Source organism: Nocardioides turkmenicus (assembly GCF_011045035.1).
Classification (GTDB): Bacteria; Actinomycetota; Actinomycetes; order Propionibacteriales; family Nocardioidaceae; genus Nocardioides; species Nocardioides turkmenicus.
This window is the reverse complement of the sequence record NZ_JAALAA010000032.1, coordinates 13,262-31,515: the sequence shown is the minus strand read 5'-3', so window position 1 is coordinate 31,515 and position 18,254 is coordinate 13,262. Positions and strand designations below refer to the sequence as shown.

The following is an 18,254-nucleotide window of genomic DNA, read 5'->3' as shown; positions in this document are numbered from 1 at the left end:
GCGCCTGATGATGAGATGACGAGTGGGCGGGAGCGGCACGCCGCTCCCGCCCACTCCCCTGCTCAGAAGGTGTGCCGCAGCGGGTAGCCGGAGGTCCCGTCGACGGTCTTGGTGGCGAGCACGTGGTGGAGCTGGATGTTGTTGCGCTCGAAGCCGATCCGGGAGCCGGCCATGTAGATGCCCCAGACCTTGGCGGTGCCGAGGCCGACCTCGTCGACGCAGGCGTCCCAGTTGTCGCGGAGGTTCTGGTTCCACGCGGTCAGCGTCTTGGCGTAGTGGACCCGGATGTTCTCGTGGTGCTGCACCTCGAGGCCGGTGTTCTCGATCGCGGAGACGATGGTGCCCGAGCCGATCAGCTCGCCGTCGGGGAAGACGTAGCGGTCGATGAACGCGCCCGCATTCGCTTTCGAGACGTTGTCGGGACGGGTGATGCAGTGATTGAGCAGCCGGCCGCCGTCGCGCAGCTTGCCCTTGATGAAGCCGAAGTAGGACGGGTAGTTGGCCACCCCGATGTGCTCGGTGAGACCGATGGAGCTGACCGCGTCGAAGTCCCCCTCGACCACGTCGCGGTAGTCGGAGAAGCGCACCTCGGCGACGTCGTCGAGACGGTCGGCCTTGATCGCCGCCTGGGCCCAGTTGGCCTGCTCGCGCGACAGCGTCACGCCGAGCGCCTTCACCCCGTAGTTCTTGGCGGCGTGGCGCACCATCCCACCCCAGCCACAGCCGATGTCGAGCAGCCGCATCCCGGGCTCGAGCCCGAGCTTGCGGCAGATCAGGTCGTACTTGGCCGCCTGCGCCTCCTCGAGGGTGGCGTCGTCGGTCGGGTAGAGGGCACAGGTGTAGGTCATCGAGGGACCCAGGACGTACTCGTAGAAGGTGTTGGAGACGTCGTAGTGGTGGTGGATCGCGTCGGCGTCGCGCTCAGGTGAGTGTCGCGTCCACGGCAGCGCGCCGAGCGCGCGGCCGGAGAGGTGGCGTACGTTCTCGGCCCGCTGCCGCCACGCGGGCAGGTGCTCCTGCGGCGGCGGCTTGGGCGGGACGAAGTTGGTCACGCCGAGCGCGCGGACCAGGTCGATCGTCTCGCGGGGACTGGGCCGCTTGAAGTCGGTCTTGTCCAGGATCAGGTCCAGGAGCGGGTAGGGGTCGCCCGGGTGGATGCCGTGGAGGGCCATGTCGCCGCTGACGTAGGCACGGGCCAGGCCGAGGTCGCCCGGCGCGGTCAGCAGGAACGCGAGCCCGCGCGGGTTGAGGATCTCCATGCCGAACTCGGAGTCCCGGTCGCCGGCGACACTGCCGTCGTACGCGGTGAGCTTGATCGGCAGCCCACCGTCGAAGAGTTCGTTGATGGTCTCTGCAATATGGTTCACAGTCTCTTCACCGCCTTGCTGTACAGATCGGTCAACCGATCGGCGGGGTCATACCTCGCCTTCACGGCCGCGAGGTTGTCCCCGTCGTAGAGAGCGTCGAAGACATCCTTGTCGTAGAACGCCTCGGAGTAGAGCGATTTATGCCCGCCGAGCTCGTGCACCTGCGTCTCGATCGCACGGTTCTTCGGGGCGTTGACGGCGCTGGGACCGACGTGGACGGTGCCCCAGAAGCCGACGTTGACGTACGTCCGGCCCGCCTCGAGCGGGTAGGTCGGCCACTTCCCTCCCGAGCTGGTCCCCCGCGAGACCAGCGGGCACAGCCACACCGGCCGCATCCCGATCTCGGCGTCGAACCACTCCAGGAAGGCGGGGAGGTTCTCGACCGGGACCTCGATGTCCTGGATCACCCGCTCCCGAAGCAGCCGCCCGGCACGTGCGTCGAGCTTGTCGGCGATGCCGAACTTCCGGTCCAGACCGACGAGCTTCATGTAGACGTCGGAGCGCCGCAGCCGGCGCGGCCAGACGCGGCGGAGGTACTTGTTCTGCGCGCCGAAGGCGCCCGAGCACCAGAACCAGTCGGTGTCCCAGCGCCACAGGTAGTCGTAGGTGGTGAGCAGGTCCGTCTCACGTTGCTGGATCGAGCGGTAGTAGATCTGCTGGCCGCCGTAGTCACTCGGAGTACGGGTGGCCTGCTCGGTCCAGGTCGCGAGGGTCAGGTAGTACTCCCCCGGCTCGAAGGCGACACCGTCGAGCCCGTCGACCCGCTCCCCCTCGTAGGTCCTGGTCTCGGTGATCTGCGCGATCGTCTTCGTGAGCAGGTCGAGGTCGTCGAAGCGTACGTGCCGGAGCGCGACGTAGCCCGGCACCTTCTCCAGCTCGATCTTGAGCCGGGTGGCGTAGCCGAGGGACCCGTAGGAGTTGGGGAAGGTGTCGAAGAGATCGTCACCGGGACGCGTGGTGACGATCTCGCCGGAGCCGGTGAGGATGTCCATCTCCAGCACCGACTCGTGCGGCAGGCCGTTGCGGAAGCTCGTGGCCTCGATGCCCATCCCGGTCACCGCGCCACCGAGCGTGATCGTGCGCAGCTGCGGGACGACGTACGGGATCATCCCGTACGCCAGGGTGGCGTCGACGAGGTCCTCGTAGGTGCACATCCCCTGTACGTCGGCCGTGCCCGCCTCGGCATCGACCTCGATCACACCGTCCAGCCCGGAGACGTCGAGACCCGGGGCGCTGGTCGCGGCCCGGGCCCGGAAGAGGTTGGTGGTGCGCTTGGCCAGCCTGACGGGAGCACCGTCGGGGATCCTCGCGTAAGAGTCGGTCAGCCGCTCGACGGCCTCGTTGTGTCGTTCCCAACCAGTCTCACCCGTCACTTGATCCACTTTACGCTCGGGGATGGATCTCCGGTTTCGATTTTTTGGTTAGTTCGCTTACAGTCGCAAGCGCCGGCTGCTCCCGTCGAACTCCCCCCATCTCGTGCACCCCCGGAGGGTCCCCATGTCCAGTGCTGCCCACCGTGACGCTGTGGCAACGCTCGCCGAGAAGGCAACCCCCTACTTCACCGAGAACCAGGTCAAGTGGCGCAACAAGTCCGTGTCCCAGGCACGGCTCGCGCTGGCCATCGACCAGATCGTCGTGCACATGCGGGAGAAGGGCGTCGACATGGCCACGATGAACGGCCTCACCGCCTACCGCGACGAGGACGGCATCCACGTCACGATCGAGCTCGGCACCCTCCCGCTCGTCGCCGAGACCGGCGGGAGCGCCGGCGGCCACCGAGCCGCTCGCTGACTGAGCGGGGACTCAGCGGAGGTTGCCGCGCGGGTCGCCGACCAGGACCGGGACATCCTCGCCCGCGAACTCCTTGACGACCGCCAGGTCGTCCGCGGATGCCTCCTCGGCGTCACCGAGCACGACGACCGCCTCGAGGCCCTTGGAGCCGGAGGCCACGGCCATCGCCACGCAGACGCCGATCGCGGAGACCTGGAGCGAGGGCAGGTCGACGGTGGCGGCGGCGTAGGTGCGGCCGTCGAGGTCGCGTACGGCTGCTCCTTCGGCCGCGCCGGTGCGGGCCCGCGTCGCGCGGGCCAGGGTCACCAGCTTGCGGTCTTCCGCGGACAGCTCACTCTGCTCGGGCATGGGCCTCTTTCCTTCGGTCCGACTTCTCGCTCTGCTCGTCCTCGTCGTCGGCCTCGGTCTCGGCCGGCACGACGGCGCTGATGCGTACGGTACCGATCCGGTTCCGCCGGCCGGCGGCCTCCTCGGCGACGAAGCGCAGACCGTGGGCCTCGACCTCGGTGCCGGGGATCGGCACCAGGCCGAGGTGCTTGGCCATCAGACCGCGTACGGAGTCGACGTCGTCCTCCTCGACGGGGAAGCCGATCAGCTCCTCGAGGTCGCTGACCAGGAAGCGGGAGGGCACCCGCCACGAGCCGTCGCCGAGGTGGAGTGGCTCGCGGTCCTCGACGTCGTACTCGTCGGTGATCTCGCCGACGATCTCCTCGAGGATGTCCTCGATGGTGATCAGGCCGGCGGTGCCGCCGTACTCGTCGACGACGACCGCGATGTGCTGCCGGTGCTGCTGCATCTCGGCGAGCAGCTCGTCGACCGGCTTGGAGTCGGGCACCCAGGTCGGCTTCCGCATCAGCGACTCGACCCGCTGGGTGGTCTCGACCTCGGGCGCCTCGAAGTCACGGGCGACGACGTCCTTGAGGTAGACCATCCCGATGATGTCGTCGAGGCTCTCGTCGATCACCGGCATCCGGGAGTAGCCCGAGCGCAGGAACAGCGACAGCGCCTGGCGCAGGGTCTTGCGGCGCTCAAGGAAGACGATGTCTCCGCGCGGCACCATGACCTCACGCGCGCGGGTGTCGCCGAGCTCGAAGACGGAGTGGATCATCCGGCGCTCGTCGGCCTCGATCAGGTCGCTGGCCTCGGCGATGTCGACCAGCTCGCGCAGCTCGGTCTCCGTCGAGAACGGTCCCTTGCGGAAGCCCTTGCCGGGGGTGAGCGCGTTACCGAGCATGATCAGCAGGCTCGGGATCGGGCCGAGGACCGCGGTGATGACGCCGATCGGACCCGCGACCGCCAGGGCGATGCCCTCGTGGTGCTGGCGTCCGAGGGTGCGCGGCCCGACGCCGATGACGACGAAGGAGACCACGGTCATCGCGGCGGTCGTGGTCAGCACCGTCGGCCACCAGCGGCCCTGGTAGAGGTCGTAGGCCCACAGCGCGGCCAGCACGGTGGCGCCGATCTCGCACAGCAGCCGGAGCAGCAGCACCGTGTTGACGTAGCGGGCCGGGTCGCCGACGACCGCCACCAGGCGCTTGGCGCCGGCACGGCCCTCGGAGACGAGCTCCGCGGCCCGGGCGCGGGAGAAGGCGCTGAGCGCCGCGTCGGCGGCCGAGAAGATGCCGGCGATGAGGACCAGAACTGCGGCTGCGATCAGCAGCCTCGCATCGTCCATGGGTGGTGGTCGGGCTCCTACTCCGGTGGTGTGGCCGAGGAGCCCCAGGCCTTGAGCAGCTTGGCCTGCAGCCCGAACATCTCGGCATGCTCGTCAGGGTCCACGTGGTCGTAGCCCAGCAGGTGGAGGACCCCGTGGGTGGTCAGCAGCTCGATCTCCGCCACGGTGCCGTGTCCGGCCGCCTCGCCCTGCTTGGCCGCGATCGTCGGGGCGATGATGATATCGCCCAGGTCGCCCTCCACCGGCTCCTCGTCGAGGCGGCCCGGGAGGAGCTCGTCACCGGGGAAGGAGAGCACGTCGGTCGGGCCCTCGGTGTCGAAGTAGCGCTCGTTGAGCTCGGTGATCGTGGCCTCGTCGCCGAACTTGATCCGCAGGTCGGCCTGCGGGTGCACCCGCAGCTGCTCGAGCAGGAACCGGGCCAGCTTGGCGACGTGCTCGACGTCGATCTCCTGCTCCGACTCGTTGATGATCTCCGTGCTCATCGCTCGTCTCCGGAGGCTCGCTCGCGCTTGGCCTGGCTCTGCACGTCGTGCTCCTCGTAGGCGGCGACGATCTTGGCGACGAGCCGGTGGCGTACGACGTCGTGGCTGGTCAGGTTGTTGAAGCTGATGTCCTTGACGTCCTCGAGGATGCCCTCGACGACCCGCAGTCCGGACCGCTGCCCGGAGGGGAGGTCGGTCTGGGTGGCGTCTCCGGTGACCACGATCTTCGAGCCGAAGCCGAGCCGGGTGAGGAACATCTTCATCTGCTCGGGCGTGGTGTTCTGCGCCTCGTCGAGGATGATGAAGGAGTCGTTGAGGCTGCGGCCGCGGAGGAACGCGAGCGGGGCGACCTCGATGGTCCCCGATGCCATCAGCTTGGGGATCATCTCCGGGTCCATCATGTCGTGGAGCGCGTCGTAGAGCGGGCGCAGGTAGGGGTCGATCTTCTCGGTCAGGGTGCCGGGCAGGAAGCCGAGCTTCTCGCCGGCTTCGACCGCGGGCCGGCTCAGGATGATCCGGTTGACCTGCTTCGACTGCAGCGCCTGGACCGCCTTGGCGACCGCGAGATAGGTCTTCCCGGTGCCGGCCGGACCGATGCCGAAGGTGATCGTGTGCTTGTCGATCGCGTCGACGTAGCGCTTCTGGTTGAGGGTCTTGGGACGGATGCTGCGGCCACGGTTGGAGAGGATGTTGAGGCTCAGCACGTCGGCTGGCTTCTCCGTGGTGTCGGCCTGGAGCATGCTGATCACACGCTCGACAGTCTCGCCGCTCACGCCCTGGCCGGTGCGGATGATCTGGACCAGCTCCTCGAGGACCCGCTCGATCATCGCGATCTCGCTGGGCGCGCCGTGGAGGGTGATCCGGTTGCCGCGTACGTGCACGTCGGCGTCGAAGTGGGCCTCGATGATCCCGAGGTGCTCATCGGCCGGACCGAGGACGGTCACCATGTCGACGCTGTTCGGAACGACCACGGTGTGCTTGGTGGTCGCGGTGGCCCCCTGGTCGGAGGCGTCGATCGGTTGCGGACTTGGGTGTCGATCGGTCATGGATGCCCGGAGCGGGCCCTTTCTCGTCATGAGGCTGATGCCTCCATGCTACGCGGGCACTCCGCCCGGTTCCTACTGGATAGTTGCGGCATGGTTCCGGCGTCAGCTCGCGAGCAGCGCCTCGACACGTACGGTCTCCTCGGCGAGCTCGTCGCGCTCGTCGGGGGTGAGGTCGCGCAGCAGCTTCGTGACCTCGACCTTGCCGTCGACCGGCTTCCACAGCCCGACGAGGTGGCCGCCGGCGAGGATGACCGACCCGCCGCCCCCGAACGCCCACTCCTTCCGGGTGCCCTTGGCGGTGATCCGCTCGCGGTTGGCGTGGGAGAGCCAGACGTTGTCGAACTTGCCGAGCAGCCGCACCGGGGCGTGCTCCTCCCCCGTGGCGAGCGGGGCGTCGGGGACGTCGTAGAGGGTCTTTCCGGCCTCGTCGCGGTAGGTCACCAGGCCCTCGATCCGCTTGAGCACCGGACCCAGCCGCGTCAACGACGACCAGGTGGTGACGTCGGCGGCGGTCGCCGGCCCGAAGGCGAGCAGGTAGCGGCGTACGATCTGGGGCGCCAGGTCCGGGACGACGTCGTCCGCGACCACCGGTGGCACACCGGTCCACCGCGGCAGCAGGTCGTAGACGAGCCCGCGCGAGCCCTTCCACAGGCCCCGCGGCGGCAGCTGGACGAGCGGCAGCTCGTTGCGTGCCCGTAGGCCCAGCGCCTTGGCCGGGATGCCGGGGTAGTGCTCGACGAGCCCGGCCTCCAGGGCGGAGTTGGGCAGGGCCCCGAGGGCGAGTACGTCCTCGACCGCCGCCGCGAAGCCCTCGAGCTGCGCCGCCGGGCGGACGATCTCGATCCGCTGGGTGTAGAAGTCGTGGACCGGCTGGGCCCAGGCCCTGATCAGCGCGGCGTCGGCGGCGGTGTGCATGTGGATCGTCGAGCGCAGCGAGGAGAGCCTGACCAGGGCGCTCGACTCGAGCTGGGCGCTGACCGCGTAGGGGTCGAACGACTCCAGCCGGGCGGCCAGCGCCAGGAACGGCGGCAGCTGCTCCTGCGCCTGCAGGCCGACCAGGTGCTCGATCATCTCGGCCGGGGTGCGCGAGACCCGCGAGAGCAGGTGCTGGCGGAGCAGGAGGGTCCGGTTGAGCTGCCGTTCGGTGAGGATCACGGTAGCGATGATGTCCTATTCGACGGTGATCCGGGCGCCGACCTCCTCCGAAGGCTTCCCCTCGCCGTCGGAGGTGTCGTCGGTGCGGGCGACGAAGATGTACGTCCCGGGCTCGAGCCCGGAGACGTCGACGGTCGTCTTCCACGGGTAGAGCCTGTCCATCCAGCCCTCGGCCGTCGCGTGCCCCTCGAGCACGGTCTCGCCGGAACCGTCTCGGATCTCCCAGGGCACGTTCGCCTCGACGGAGTTGGCCTTGCCGGAGGCCTCGAAGCTGCCCGACACGGTCGCACCCTCGGCAGGCTCCTCGAGCGTGATCAGCTCGGCGGTGCGTGGCAGTGTCGACGGCTCCTGGGACGGCTGGGCCGAGGTCGCCGGGTCCTCCGCGACCGCGTCGTCGCCGCCGCACCCTCCGGCCAGCACGGCGCAGAGCGCGAGCGTGATGACGAGACCCACCGGACGAGTGCGTGTGCTCCTCATGTCTCCATACTCACTCGCCGCCCCCTGACGCGGAACCCACCACGCCGACGAGTCGGCGGTCAGTCCCAGCGGCGGGTGCGAGCCAGCAGGGCGGCGCAGGCCGCCACTCCGGCGGTGGACGTGCGTAGGACCTCGCCGCCGAGGCGGATGGTGGTGGCACCGGCCTTCTCGAAGAGCGCGATCTCATCGACCGTCAGGCCGCCTTCGGGGCCGACCACGACGAGGATGGTGCCCTCGTCGATGACCGGGACCGCACCCAGCGGGAGCGTGCCCTCCTCGTGGAGCACGACGGCGACGTCGGCCTGCTCGATCATCGCCACCACCGCGTCAGTGGTGGCCAGCGGCTCGACCTCGGGGTGCCACAGCCGGCGGGACTGCTTGGCTGCCTCGCGGGCGGTGGCCCGCCAGCGCGCGAGGGACTTGACCGCGCGCTCACCCTTCCAGACCGCGACCGACCGGGCCGCCGCCCACGGGACGATCCGGGCGGAGCCGATCTCAGTCAGCATCTCGACCGCGAGCTCGCCGCGGTCGCCCTTGGGCAGCGCCTGGACCACCGTGAGCGAGGGTTCGGGCGGTGCGTCGCCCAGGATGATCTCGTCGACGCGTACGGTCATCGACTTCTTCGTCGTCTGGATGATCGTGCCGGTGACGCCCTCGCCGGCGCCGTCGGTGAGCACGACCTCCTCGCCGACCCGGAGGCGGCGCACGACGACTGCGTGATGGCCCTCGTCGCCGGTCACCTCGACGGCGTCGCCGACGCGGGTGCCGGCGAGCGAGTCGACGAGGTGAACGGGAAGGGTCATGACTCAGTATGACCGGTTCAGTGCCCGTTGAGGGTGTCTTTGAACCAGGAGAAGACGCCGCCCTTGTGGGCCGCCTTGAGCTGGCCCTGGACGGACTCCTCACCACGCATCTCGGCGAGCTGGCGCAGCAGCGCCTCCTGCTCGAGGTCGAGCTTGGTGGGGGTCTCCACGTTGACGGTCACGATCAGGTCGCCGCGACCGCCGCGCAGGCCGGGCACACCGCGGCCACGCAGGACGTGGTCGGTGCCGGACTGGGTGCCGGGCTTGAGGTCGATCTGGATCGAGGCGTCCTCGGGGTCGATCTGGTCGGCGCCGTCACCGACGAGGTCGGCCTCCAGCGTCGGCAGGTTGAGGGTGGTGCCGAGCGCGGCCGCGGTCATCGGCACCTTCGCGGTGCAGTGCAGGTCGTTGCCCCTGCGGGTGAAGGTGGGGTGCTTGGCGACGTGGATCTCGACGTAGAGGTCGCCGGCGGGGCCACCGCCGGGTCCGATCTCGCCCTGCTCGGCGAGCTGCACCCGGGTGCCGTCGTCGACGCCCGGCGGGATCTTGACGGTCAGGGTGCGGTGGGAGCGGACCCGGCCCTCGCCACCGCAGTCGCGGCACGGGTCGGGGATGACGGTGCCGAAGCCGTTGCAGGCCGAGCACGGGCGCAGCGTGCGGATCTCGCCCAGGAAGGAGCGCTGCACGACCGCGACCTCGCCCTGACCGTGGCAGGTCTCGCACGGGATCGGGTGGGAGCCCTCCGCGGCACCCTCGCCGCCACAGGTGTCACAGACGACCGCGGTGTCGACCTTGAGGTCGCGGGTGACGCCGAAGGCGGCCTCGGCCAGCTCGATGTCGAGCCGGATGAGGGCGTCCTGGCCGCGGCGTACGCGTGGGCGGGGGCCGCGTCCGGCGCCGCCGGTGCCCGCACCGGCGCCACCGAAGAAGGCGTCCATGATGTCGGTGAACGAGAAGCCCGCGCCCTGCGCGCCGAAGCCGCCGCCGAACGGGTCGCCACCGCGGTCGTACGCAGCCCGCTTCTGCGGGTCGCTCAGCACCTCGTAGGCGTGGGAGATCTCCTTGAACTTCTCCTGCGACTCGGCGTCCGGGTTGACGTCAGGGTGATACTGGCGCGCCAGCTTCCGGTACGCCTTCTTGATCGTTGCGTCGTCGGCGTCCTTGTCGACACCGAGGAGCTCATAGGGGTCCAACGTCGGTCTTCCTGCCATCGAAGTTCGCTGATCTTCCTTGAATCGAGTCTGCTGCTCAAGCCTCGTCGAGGATCCGGGAGAGGTAGCGCGCCACCGCGCGCACCGCCGCCATGGATCCGGGGTAGTCCATCCGGGTCGGCCCGACCACGCCGAGCGTGGCCAGCGCCTCGTCGCCAGGCCCGTAGCCGGTCGCGACCACGCTGGTCTGCGACAGCTCCTGGTAGGGACCCTCGGCGCCGATCCGCACGGTGACCAGGCCGCCCGCGGTCGCCTCGCCCATCAGCTTGAGCAGGACGACGTGCTCCTCGAGGGCCTCCAGGAGCGGGCGTACGGCGGTGTCGAAGCTGTCGCCGAAACGGGCCAGGTTGCTGGTGCCGCCGATGGAGACCCGCTCGTCGGAGCGGTGGTCGTTCATCGCCTCGATCAGGGCCTCCGCCACCGCCGTCGCGAGCGGGTCCCGCGGCGCGTCGGCGGGCTGGTCGGTCGGCTCGGCGATCGTGCGCAGCGCCTCGCCGGCATCGGCGATGACGGCACCGGCGACCGCGGAGTTGATCCGGGTGCGCAGCGTGGCCAGGCTCTCCTCGGAGACCTCCTCAGCCACCTCGAGCAGCCGCTGCTCGACGCGACCGGTGCTGAGGATCAGCACGAGGAGGAGCCTGGTCGGGGCCAGGGCGACCAGCTCGACGTGGCGGACGGTCGAGCGGCTCAGCGTCGGGTATTGCACCACCGCGACCTGGCGCGTGAGCTGGGAGAGCAGCCGGGTCGAGCGGGTGACGACGTCGTCGAGGTCGACCGCACCGTCGAGGAAGCCTGCGATCGCCCGCTTCTCGGCAGCGGTCATCGGCTTGACCGTGGTCAGCCGGTCGACGAAGAGCCGGTAGCCCTTGTCGGTGGGCACGCGTCCGGCGCTGGTGTGGGGGGCGGTGATGTAGCCCTCCTCCTCCAGCGCGGCCATGTCGTTGCGTACCGTCGCGGGCGAGACGCCCAGGCCGTGACGCTCCACGAGCGCCTTGGAACCGACCGGCTCCTCGGTCTTCACGTAGTCCTCGACGATCGCCCGGAGAACGGAGAGCCTGCGTTCGTTCTGCATCTGCGCTCCTATCGTCCTGGCTGCCTGGCACTCATTCCGTGCGAGTGCCAATCTTACCGGTTCGTATCACAGGAGCCAGTTTCCGGTGGCCGCTTCGTTCTGTGGAACGCGTTACTTCTCTCGCCATCGAGATAGCCTTAGGTTAGGCTGACCTTAGAGCCTGTTCGCTTCACCGTTTCTGCCCCACGGGAGAGTCCATGATCGCCGACGATCTGCTGGTCCGCATCACGGCCCATGCCAACGACGAGCACCAGGCCGACCTGTGCCGTTCTCTCTCCGCACGACTCGGGCTGCGGCCGCGCCACATCGTCGGCGTACGTCTCTCCCACCTCACCCCGGAGAGCGTCGACGTCTCCTGGATCACCCTCGACGGCGGCCACCACGTCACCTTCCGGTTCCCGGAGACCGCGGCCACGGCGGACGAGGTTCTCGAGCAGCTCGGGCGCGTTCTGACCGGTTCCCGCTGCTGAACCTTGTAGCGTTCTCCGGATGAGCGATCGCTACGGCTCCGACGTCCTGGCCGGCGACTGGAAGAAGCCCAAGCACGGGCGCGCCGTCGAGACCCCGGCAGAGCTGGGCGCGGTGGTGGAGGAGGTCGAGACCGACTTCGTCGGCGAGATCGTCCGGATCGACCGCGACCTGCACACGCTGACCCTCGAGGACCGGCACGGCAAGCGGCGTACGTTCCCGCTCGGGCCGGGCTTCTGGCTCGAGGGCAAGCCGGTCATCCTCACTCCCCCGGTGACCCGCGCGGCGCCTGCTGCGCCGACCCGGACGGCCTCGGGGTCGGTCGCCGTCGCCGGCGTCAAGGCACGGGTCGCACGCGAGTCGCGGATCTTCGTCGAGGGACGTCACGACGCCGAGCTCGTCGAGAAGATCTGGGGCGACGACCTGCGGATCGAGGGTGTGGTCGTCGAATACCTGGGCGGTGTCGACGACCTCGCCGACCACTTGGTCGACTTCCGTCCCAGCCGCGAGCGGCGGGTCGGGGTGCTCGTCGACCACCTCGTCAAGGGTTCGAAGGAGGCCCGGATCGCGGAGTCGATCCGGCGCTCCACGGTCGGCGAGCACGTGCTGATCGTCGGTCACCCGTTCATCGACGTGTGGCAGGCGGTCAAGCCGGCCCGGCTCGGGCTGGAGGCCTGGCCTTCCGTGCCGCGGTCGGTCGAGTGGAAGAAGGGCATCTGCCAGCACATGGGCTGGCCACACCGCGACCAGGCCGACATCGCCCGGGCGTGGAAGCACATCCTCGGGCGGGTGAGCTCCTTCGGCGACCTCGAGCCCGCGCTGCTCGGGCGGGTCGAGGAGCTGATCGACTTCGTGACCGAGCCGGTCTGAGGTCGTTCGTCAGTAGGACGACTTCTTCGGCATGATGATCCAGAGCACGAGGTAGACGATCACCTGCGGTCCGGGGAGCAGGCAGGAGAGCACGAAGGCCAGCCGGATCAGGTTCGAGTTGATGCCGAACCGCTGGCCGAGACCGCCGCAGACGCCGGCGATCCATTTGTCGTTGCTGGGACGGGAAAGAGTTGTGGTTGCCATGGCTCCACTCTCCCTTGTCGGGTGCTCTTTACCAATCAGGATCACCCCTGATCCTTCGGTCAGGACCAAGGTCCCGGACTCAGGGCTTCTCGGGGAATGCTCAGGGGAGCAGGTCTCGGACCACCGCGTCAGCGAGGAGCCTGCCGGTGTCGGTGAGGACGATCGTGTCGCCCTCGACGGTCACCAGACCGCGGCGCACCTGCTCCGGCAGCGCGGCCCGGCCCTCGTCGTCGAGCGCCCCGGCCGAGAGCCCGTCGGCCAGGCGGAGCTCCAGCAGGACACGCTCGACCCGCCGGTCCTTCTCGGCGAGGACCTCGCGGGCGTGGGCAGGACTCTGGTCGCTGCCGATGCGGTCTGCGTACGCCGCGGGGTGCTTGACGTTCCACCAGCGGGTGCCGCCGACGTGGCTGTGGGCGCCCGGGCCGACACCCCACCAGTCGCCGCCCTGCCAGTAGAGCATGTTGTGGCGGCAGCGCTGGCTCTCGTCGGTGGCCCAGTTGGAGACCTCGTACCAGGTCAGACCGTGCTTCTGCAGGGTCGCGTCGGCCAGCTCGTACTTGTCGGCCAGGTCGTCCTCGTCGGGCATCTCGAGCTCGCCGCGTCGGACGCGGCGCGCCAGGGCGGTGCCGTCCTCGACGATGAGGGAGTAGGCCGAGATGTGGTCGGGGTTGCTCGCCAGCGCGGTGTCGAGGCTGGTGCGCCAGTCGTCGATCGACTCGCCCGGGGTGCCGTAGATGAGGTCGAGGGAGACCTGCTCGAAGCCTGCCTCGCGGGCCCATTCGACCACCAGCGGGACCCGCTCGGGGTCGTGGGTGCGGTCGAGGGTGTGCAGCACGTGCGGCACCGCGGACTGCATGCCGAAGCTGAGCCGGGTGAAGCCGCCCTCGCGCAGCCTGCGCAGGTAGTCGAGGTCGACGGAGTCGGGGTTGGCCTCGGTCGTCACCTCGACGTCGTCGGCGAGGCCGAACTCGTCCTTGATGGAACCGAGGATGCCGGTGAGGTCCTGCGCCGGGAGGAGGGTCGGCGTCCCGCCGCCGAAGAAGACCGTGTCGACCTGCTTGTCACGCTCGCCGAGCATGCGGCGCGCCAGCCTGACCTCCTCGATCGCCTGGTCGGCGTACGTCTGTCGGCTGACACCCTCGCCGAGCTCGATCGCGGTGTAGGTGTTGAAGTCGCAGTAGCCGCACCGGACCGTGCAGAACGGGACGTGGACGTAGAAGCCCAGGCCCTTCTCCCCCAGCGTGCTCAGCGATTCGGCCGGCAGCGACCCGTCGGCGGGGGCAGGGTCGCCGGGAGGCAGAGCAGAAGGCACCCCTCCATTATCGATCCACCTGTCGAAAAGGGTTAACCGCGCCTGCACCGGGGGTGGGAAAATTCCGGCGTGTCCGTCTCCCCGTCAGATCATCTCCTCGGCGACGTCCTCGACAACCCGGTCTGGTACTCGCTGACCGGCGCGCACGCCTCGCTCGCCGAGGGGTCGGGACTCGCGCGTCGCTACCGCCCCGACATCTCGCCCTTCGCCGGCGTCTCCGACCCACGCTCGGCTCAGGCGTGGCGTGACCTGGCCGCGGCGGTCGGCCCCGGGGGCACCGCGCTGATCACCGGGGCTTACGGGATCTGCGGGGACGGCTGGGAGATGGTCGGCGGCGGCGAAGGGGTACAGCTCGTCGAGACGTCCCGGGTCGCCGCAGTGCCAGACCCGGAGGCGGTCGTGCTCGGGGCCACCGACGTGCCGGAGATGCTCGACCTCGTCGCCCGCACCGAGCCCGGTCCGTTCGAGAAGTCGACCTACACGATGGGTACGTATCTCGGGCTGCGCCACGAGGGCCGGCTCGTCGCGATGGCCGGCCAGCGGATGCACCCGGGCGGATGGATCGAGATCAGCGCCGTCTGCACCGCGCCCGAGGCCCGCGGCCGCGGCCTCGCCGGCCGCCTCGTCCGCGCGGTCACCGCCGACATCCACGCCCGCGGCTCCCGCGCGCTGATGCACGCCTCGGCCGCCAACACCGGCGCCATCTCGGTCTACCTCGGCCTCGGGTTCGAGGAGCGGCGGCGTACGACCTTCGAGCTGTTCCGCGCGCCCGCCTGACTCCTTGCCGAATCTGTAGTTCTGGCGCGGCGAGTGTGTAGTTGTGGGCGACGAATCTCTACTTTCGTCGCCCATTTCTGCAGTCTCGGGCCGCCAGTTCTGCAGATTCGGCGGAGCGACATCAGCGGAAGTCGCGGGAGCGGTGGCGGGACTGGATGGCCCGGGCGGCCTCGGGGTGGATCTCCTCGAGCGGGGCGAGGCGGTCGGCGACCAAGTTGGTCACGCCGTCGTTGCGCTCAAGGATGCCGCGGATGAGCATGACGGAGGTGGAGACCGCGATCTTGCGGTGCTTCTTCCACAGACCGGCGGAGCAGACGACGTTGAGCATGCCGGTCTCGTCCTCGAGGTTGATGAAGGTGACGCCGCCCGCGGTGCCGGGACGCTGACGGTGGGTGACCAGGCCGGCGACGGTGAGGCGCCGCCCGGCGGGGTAGGTGGGGAGGTCACCGATCTTCGGGAGTCCGGCCGCGGCCAGCCCGGGTCGGAGATGGGCGAAGGGGTGGCTGCCGGGGGTCACGCCGGTCGCCCAGAGGTCGGCGAGGGTCTCCTCGACGGGGTCGAGGTCGGGCAGCTCGGGCGTCTCCGCGATGAACCGGACCCCTTCGATCTGGTCCTCGGTCTCGGTCCAGCCCGCCTGCCAGAGCGCCTGGCGGCGACTCGATGTGAACACCTGCAAACATCCCGCGGTGGCCAGTGCCTCGAGCTGGGCCCGTTCCAGACCGGCACGGCGAGAGAGATCCAGGGAGTCCTTGAACGGCGCCTCGGTCCGGGCCTTCACGATCCGCTCGGCGACGTCCTTGCCGATGCCGCGTACGGAGTCCAGGCCCAGCCGCACCGCGAAGTTGCCGTCACGGCGGTGCTCCGGGGTGGGGTCGGGGGTGCCGGGCACCCACTCGGTCTTCTCCCCGTCCAGCCGGCACTCGTCCTTCCCGGTCGGCGACACCTCGGTGTCGAGCGGCTCCAGATCGGCGGCGGCACCGGAGAGGACGAGGTCGGGGCGGCGTACCTCCACCCCATGGCGGCGGGCGTCCTGGGTCAGCGACTGCGGTGAGTAGAAGCCCATCGGCTGAGCCCGGAGCAGGCCGGCCAGGAACGCGGCCGGGTAGTGGAGCTTGAACCACGACGAGGCGTAGACGAGCTTGGCGAAGCTGAGCGCGTGGGACTCGGCGAAGCCGAAGTTCGCGAACGAGAGGATCTGGGTGTAGACCGCCTCGGCCGTCTTCTCGGTCATGCCCTTGGCCCGCATGCCCGCATAGAGCTGCTCCTTGAGGGAGTCGATGCGCTCGAGACCACGTTTCGAGCCCATCGCCCGGCGCAGCAGGTCGGCGTCGTCGTGGTCGAAGTCGCCCAGGACACGGCCCATCTCCATGAGCTGCTCCTGGAACAGCGGCACCCCGAGGGTGCGCTCCAGCACCGGCTCCAGCAGCGGATGGGCATAGCCGACCTCCTCACGCCCGGTGGCCCGGCGTACGTAGGGATGGACCGCCCCGCCCTGCACAGGCCCCGGTCGGATGAGCGCGATCTCGATGGCCAGGTCGTAGAAGCAGCGCGGCTGCAGCCGCGGCAGCGTCCCGATCTGTGCCCGCGACTCGACCTGGAAGACGCCGATCGAGTCGGCCCGGCAGAGCATGTCGTAGACCGCCGGCTCCTCCTTGGGGATGGTCGCCAGGCTCCAGCACTCGTCGAGATGATCCGCGACCAGATGCATCATGTGGTCGAGCGCCGCCAGCATCCCGAGCCCGAGCAGGTCGAACTTCACCAGGCCCATGTATTCGGCGGCGTCCTTGTCCCACTGGATCACGGTGCGGTCGTCCATCCGCGCCCGTTCGATCGGCACGACCTCGCCGATCGGCTCCTCGGTGAGGACCATGCCGCCGGAGTGGATGCCGAGATGGCGCGGAGTGCCGTGGATCTCGGCGGCCAGTGCCAGGACAGGCGCGGGGATGCCGACGTCGTCGGGCGCCTCGACACGCGAGTAGCCGACGTGCTTGGACCAGGCGTCCTGCTGTCCCGGCGAGTGGCCCAGCGCCTTGGCCGCGTCCCGGACCGCCATCTTCGGGCGGTAGCCGACGATGTTCGCGACCTGTGCGGCATTACGCCGACCGTACTCCTTGTAGACCCACTGGATCACCTTCTCGCGCTTGTCGGAGTCGAAGTCGACGTCGATGTCGGGCTCCTCCTCACGATGCTCGGAGATGAACCGCTCGAAGGGAAGGTTGTAGAAGACCGGGTCGATCGCGGTGATCCCGAGCGCGTAGCAGACCGCACTCGCCGCCGCACTCCCCCTGCCCTGACAAAGAATCCCCTGGTCACGGGCATATTTGACGATGTCATGCACGATCACGAAGTAGCCCGGGAAGTCCTTGCGCTCGATGACGTCGAGCTCGTGCTCCACGCGCTCGCGGGCCTTCTCGATGTGCTCCGGGTCGTGGGCGTACGCCATCTCGTAGCGCTGCTCGAAGCCGATCTCGGTCAGGCGGCGGAGCCAGGTCGCGGCGGTCTCGCCCTCGGGGATGCCGCGCTTGGGCAGCTTCGGGGTGGCCTTGCGCAGGTCGAAGGCGCACTCCTCGGCGATCTCGACGCTGCGTGCCACCGCGCCCGGGTAGCGCCGAAAGAGCTGCTCCATCTCCTCCCCCGACCGGACGTACGCCACCGGGCCCGCCGGGAGCCAGCCGGCGATGTCGTTCAGGGTGCGGCGGGCGCGGACCGCCGCGAGCGCGTCGGCCACCCGGTGCCGGTCGGGCGTGGCGTAGTGGACGTTGTTGGTGGCGACCGTGGGCAGCCCGGCCTCGCGGGCGATGCCGGCGAGCAGGTCGTTGTCGTAGGAGTCGGTCGGGTGGCCGCGGTCGGTCAGCTCGACGACGACGTTGTCGTGACCGAACCTGTCGGTGAGCTCGCGCAGCGCCCGGGCGGCGGCGATCGGGCCGGTGCCGGTGAGCGCCTGACGTACGGCGCCCTTGCGGCACCCGGTCAGGATCAGCCAGTGGCCGGCGCGAGCCCGGTCGGCCAGCTCGTCGAGGTCGTAGGTCGGCCGGCCCTTCTCGTCGCCGCGCAGCTGCGCCTCGGTGATCGCTCCGGCCAGCTGCCGGTAGCCCTCGACGCCTCGGGCGAGCACCAGGAGATGGCTGCCCTCGGGGTCGGCGACCCCGTTCTGCGGCTTGGTCAGGCCTAGGGAAAGCTCGGCGCCGTAGATGGTCAGCAGACGCTCCGGCCCGCTCAGTTTCTGCGCCGCCTCCGCGAACGCCGGCGCCCCGTAGAACCCGTCGTGGTCGGTGATCGCGATCCCGTGCAGCCCCTGCCGGATCGCCTCGCTGACCAGCGCCGACGGCGAGCTCGCTCCGTCGAGGAAGGAGAAGTCGGAGTGGGCGTGCAGCTCGGCGTACGGCACCACCGGGCCCTCCGGCCCACGCACCTCCTCCTCGGGCAGCCGCTTCTTGCGCCGGGAGATCGGCGCATCACCGTAGGGGTCGCTCGGCGGGCGGCCCGAGAGCCGCCGCTCCAGCTCCTTCCAGGGGATCTCGGGGTTGTTCCAGCCCATCAGCCA

General features: G+C 69.7%; 18 protein-coding genes. 4 read left to right on the top strand and 14 right to left on the bottom strand.

Annotation, left to right across the window (positions count from 1 at the left end):
- Positions 1 to 62 precede the first annotated feature (62 nt).
- Complete coding sequence (locus G5C66_RS24490) at positions 63 to 1,367, bottom strand: class I SAM-dependent methyltransferase (protein ID WP_165114143.1); 1,305 nt, start codon at positions 1,365 to 1,367, stop codon at positions 63 to 65.
- Entirely contained in the window at positions 1,364 to 2,740 is a 1,377-nt protein-coding gene (locus G5C66_RS24485) for an FAD-binding protein (RefSeq protein WP_165114141.1), read from the bottom strand. The genes G5C66_RS24490 and G5C66_RS24485 overlap by 4 nt, the downstream gene beginning before the upstream one ends.
- Positions 2,741 to 2,891: 151 nt before the next feature.
- Between G5C66_RS24485 and G5C66_RS24480 the strand changes: the two genes are divergently transcribed.
- Entirely contained in the window at positions 2,892 to 3,158 is a 267-nt protein-coding gene (locus G5C66_RS24480; protein ID WP_338144306.1) for a hypothetical protein, read from the top strand.
- A gap of 12 nt (positions 3,159 to 3,170) precedes the next feature.
- On the opposite strand, the gene G5C66_RS24475 is transcribed toward G5C66_RS24480, so the two are convergent.
- From G5C66_RS24475 to hrcA, 9 genes are all read right to left on the bottom strand, one after another.
- Positions 3,171 to 3,506, bottom strand: coding sequence for a cytidine/deoxycytidylate deaminase family protein (locus G5C66_RS24475; protein WP_165114136.1), 336 nt, complete (start codon positions 3,504 to 3,506; stop codon positions 3,171 to 3,173).
- Positions 3,490 to 4,833, bottom strand: a complete 1,344-nt coding sequence (locus tag G5C66_RS24470; RefSeq protein ID WP_165114134.1) for a hemolysin family protein — start codon at positions 4,831 to 4,833, stop codon at positions 3,490 to 3,492. Before G5C66_RS24470 ends, G5C66_RS24475 begins: the two co-directional genes overlap by 17 nt.
- Before the next feature lie 17 nt (positions 4,834 to 4,850).
- On the bottom strand, positions 4,851 to 5,315 hold the full coding sequence (gene ybeY, locus G5C66_RS24465; protein ID WP_165114131.1) for an rRNA maturation RNase YbeY: 465 nt from the start codon (positions 5,313 to 5,315) through the stop codon (positions 4,851 to 4,853).
- Entirely contained in the window at positions 5,312 to 6,361 is a 1,050-nt protein-coding gene (locus G5C66_RS24460; protein WP_165114129.1) for a PhoH family protein, read from the bottom strand. The genes ybeY and G5C66_RS24460 overlap by 4 nt, the downstream gene beginning before the upstream one ends.
- 102 nt (positions 6,362 to 6,463) lie before the next feature.
- A complete protein-coding gene (locus G5C66_RS24455; protein ID WP_165114126.1) occupies positions 6,464 to 7,516 on the bottom strand; it encodes a DNA glycosylase AlkZ-like family protein in 1,053 nt (350 codons plus the stop codon).
- A 15-nt stretch (positions 7,517 to 7,531) separates the two neighbouring features.
- Positions 7,532 to 7,993, bottom strand: a complete 462-nt coding sequence (locus G5C66_RS24450; protein ID WP_165114124.1) for a Gmad2 immunoglobulin-like domain-containing protein — start codon at positions 7,991 to 7,993, stop codon at positions 7,532 to 7,534.
- 59 nt (positions 7,994 to 8,052) lie between these two features.
- A complete protein-coding gene (locus tag G5C66_RS24445; RefSeq protein ID WP_165114121.1) occupies positions 8,053 to 8,796 on the bottom strand; it encodes a 16S rRNA (uracil(1498)-N(3))-methyltransferase in 744 nt (247 codons plus the stop codon).
- Between the two features lie 17 nt (positions 8,797 to 8,813).
- On the bottom strand, positions 8,814 to 10,007 hold the full coding sequence (dnaJ, locus tag G5C66_RS24440) for a molecular chaperone DnaJ (RefSeq protein WP_165114118.1): 1,194 nt from the start codon (positions 10,005 to 10,007) through the stop codon (positions 8,814 to 8,816).
- A gap of 37 nt (positions 10,008 to 10,044) precedes the next feature.
- The gene (hrcA, locus tag G5C66_RS24435) at positions 10,045 to 11,079 is read right to left on the bottom strand and encodes a heat-inducible transcriptional repressor HrcA (protein ID WP_165114115.1); all 1,035 of its coding nucleotides are present in this window, start codon (positions 11,077 to 11,079) and stop codon (positions 10,045 to 10,047) included.
- A gap of 197 nt (positions 11,080 to 11,276) precedes the next feature.
- Here hrcA and G5C66_RS24430 point away from each other — a divergent pair, with 197 nt between their 5' ends.
- Together G5C66_RS24430 and G5C66_RS24425 are read left to right on the top strand one after the other, a co-directional pair.
- The gene (locus G5C66_RS24430) at positions 11,277 to 11,549 is read left to right on the top strand and encodes a hypothetical protein (protein ID WP_165114112.1); all 273 of its coding nucleotides are present in this window, start codon (positions 11,277 to 11,279) and stop codon (positions 11,547 to 11,549) included.
- A gap of 19 nt (positions 11,550 to 11,568) precedes the next feature.
- Positions 11,569 to 12,417 (top strand): DUF3097 domain-containing protein, encoded by an 849-nt coding sequence (locus G5C66_RS24425; protein ID WP_165114110.1) that lies wholly within the window; start codon positions 11,569 to 11,571, stop codon positions 12,415 to 12,417.
- Positions 12,418 to 12,426: 9 nt separating this feature from the next.
- Here G5C66_RS24425 and G5C66_RS24420 read toward each other — a convergent pair whose 3' ends face one another.
- Complete coding sequence (locus tag G5C66_RS24420) at positions 12,427 to 12,621, bottom strand: PspC domain-containing protein (protein WP_165114107.1); 195 nt, start codon at positions 12,619 to 12,621, stop codon at positions 12,427 to 12,429.
- A gap of 100 nt (positions 12,622 to 12,721) precedes the next feature.
- Entirely contained in the window at positions 12,722 to 13,933 is a 1,212-nt protein-coding gene (gene hemW / locus G5C66_RS24415; RefSeq protein ID WP_165114104.1) for a radical SAM family heme chaperone HemW, read from the bottom strand.
- A gap of 69 nt (positions 13,934 to 14,002) precedes the next feature.
- On the opposite strand from hemW, the gene G5C66_RS27000 reads away from it, so the two are divergent.
- Positions 14,003 to 14,710, top strand: a complete 708-nt coding sequence (locus tag G5C66_RS27000) for a GNAT family N-acetyltransferase (protein ID WP_165114101.1) — start codon at positions 14,003 to 14,005, stop codon at positions 14,708 to 14,710.
- Positions 14,711 to 14,831: 121 nt separating this feature from the next.
- Here the strand turns inward: G5C66_RS27000 and G5C66_RS24405 are convergent, their stop codons facing one another.
- Positions 14,832 to 18,248, bottom strand: a complete 3,417-nt coding sequence (locus tag G5C66_RS24405) for an error-prone DNA polymerase (protein ID WP_165114098.1) — start codon at positions 18,246 to 18,248, stop codon at positions 14,832 to 14,834.
- Between the last annotated feature and the right edge of the window lie 6 nt (positions 18,249 to 18,254).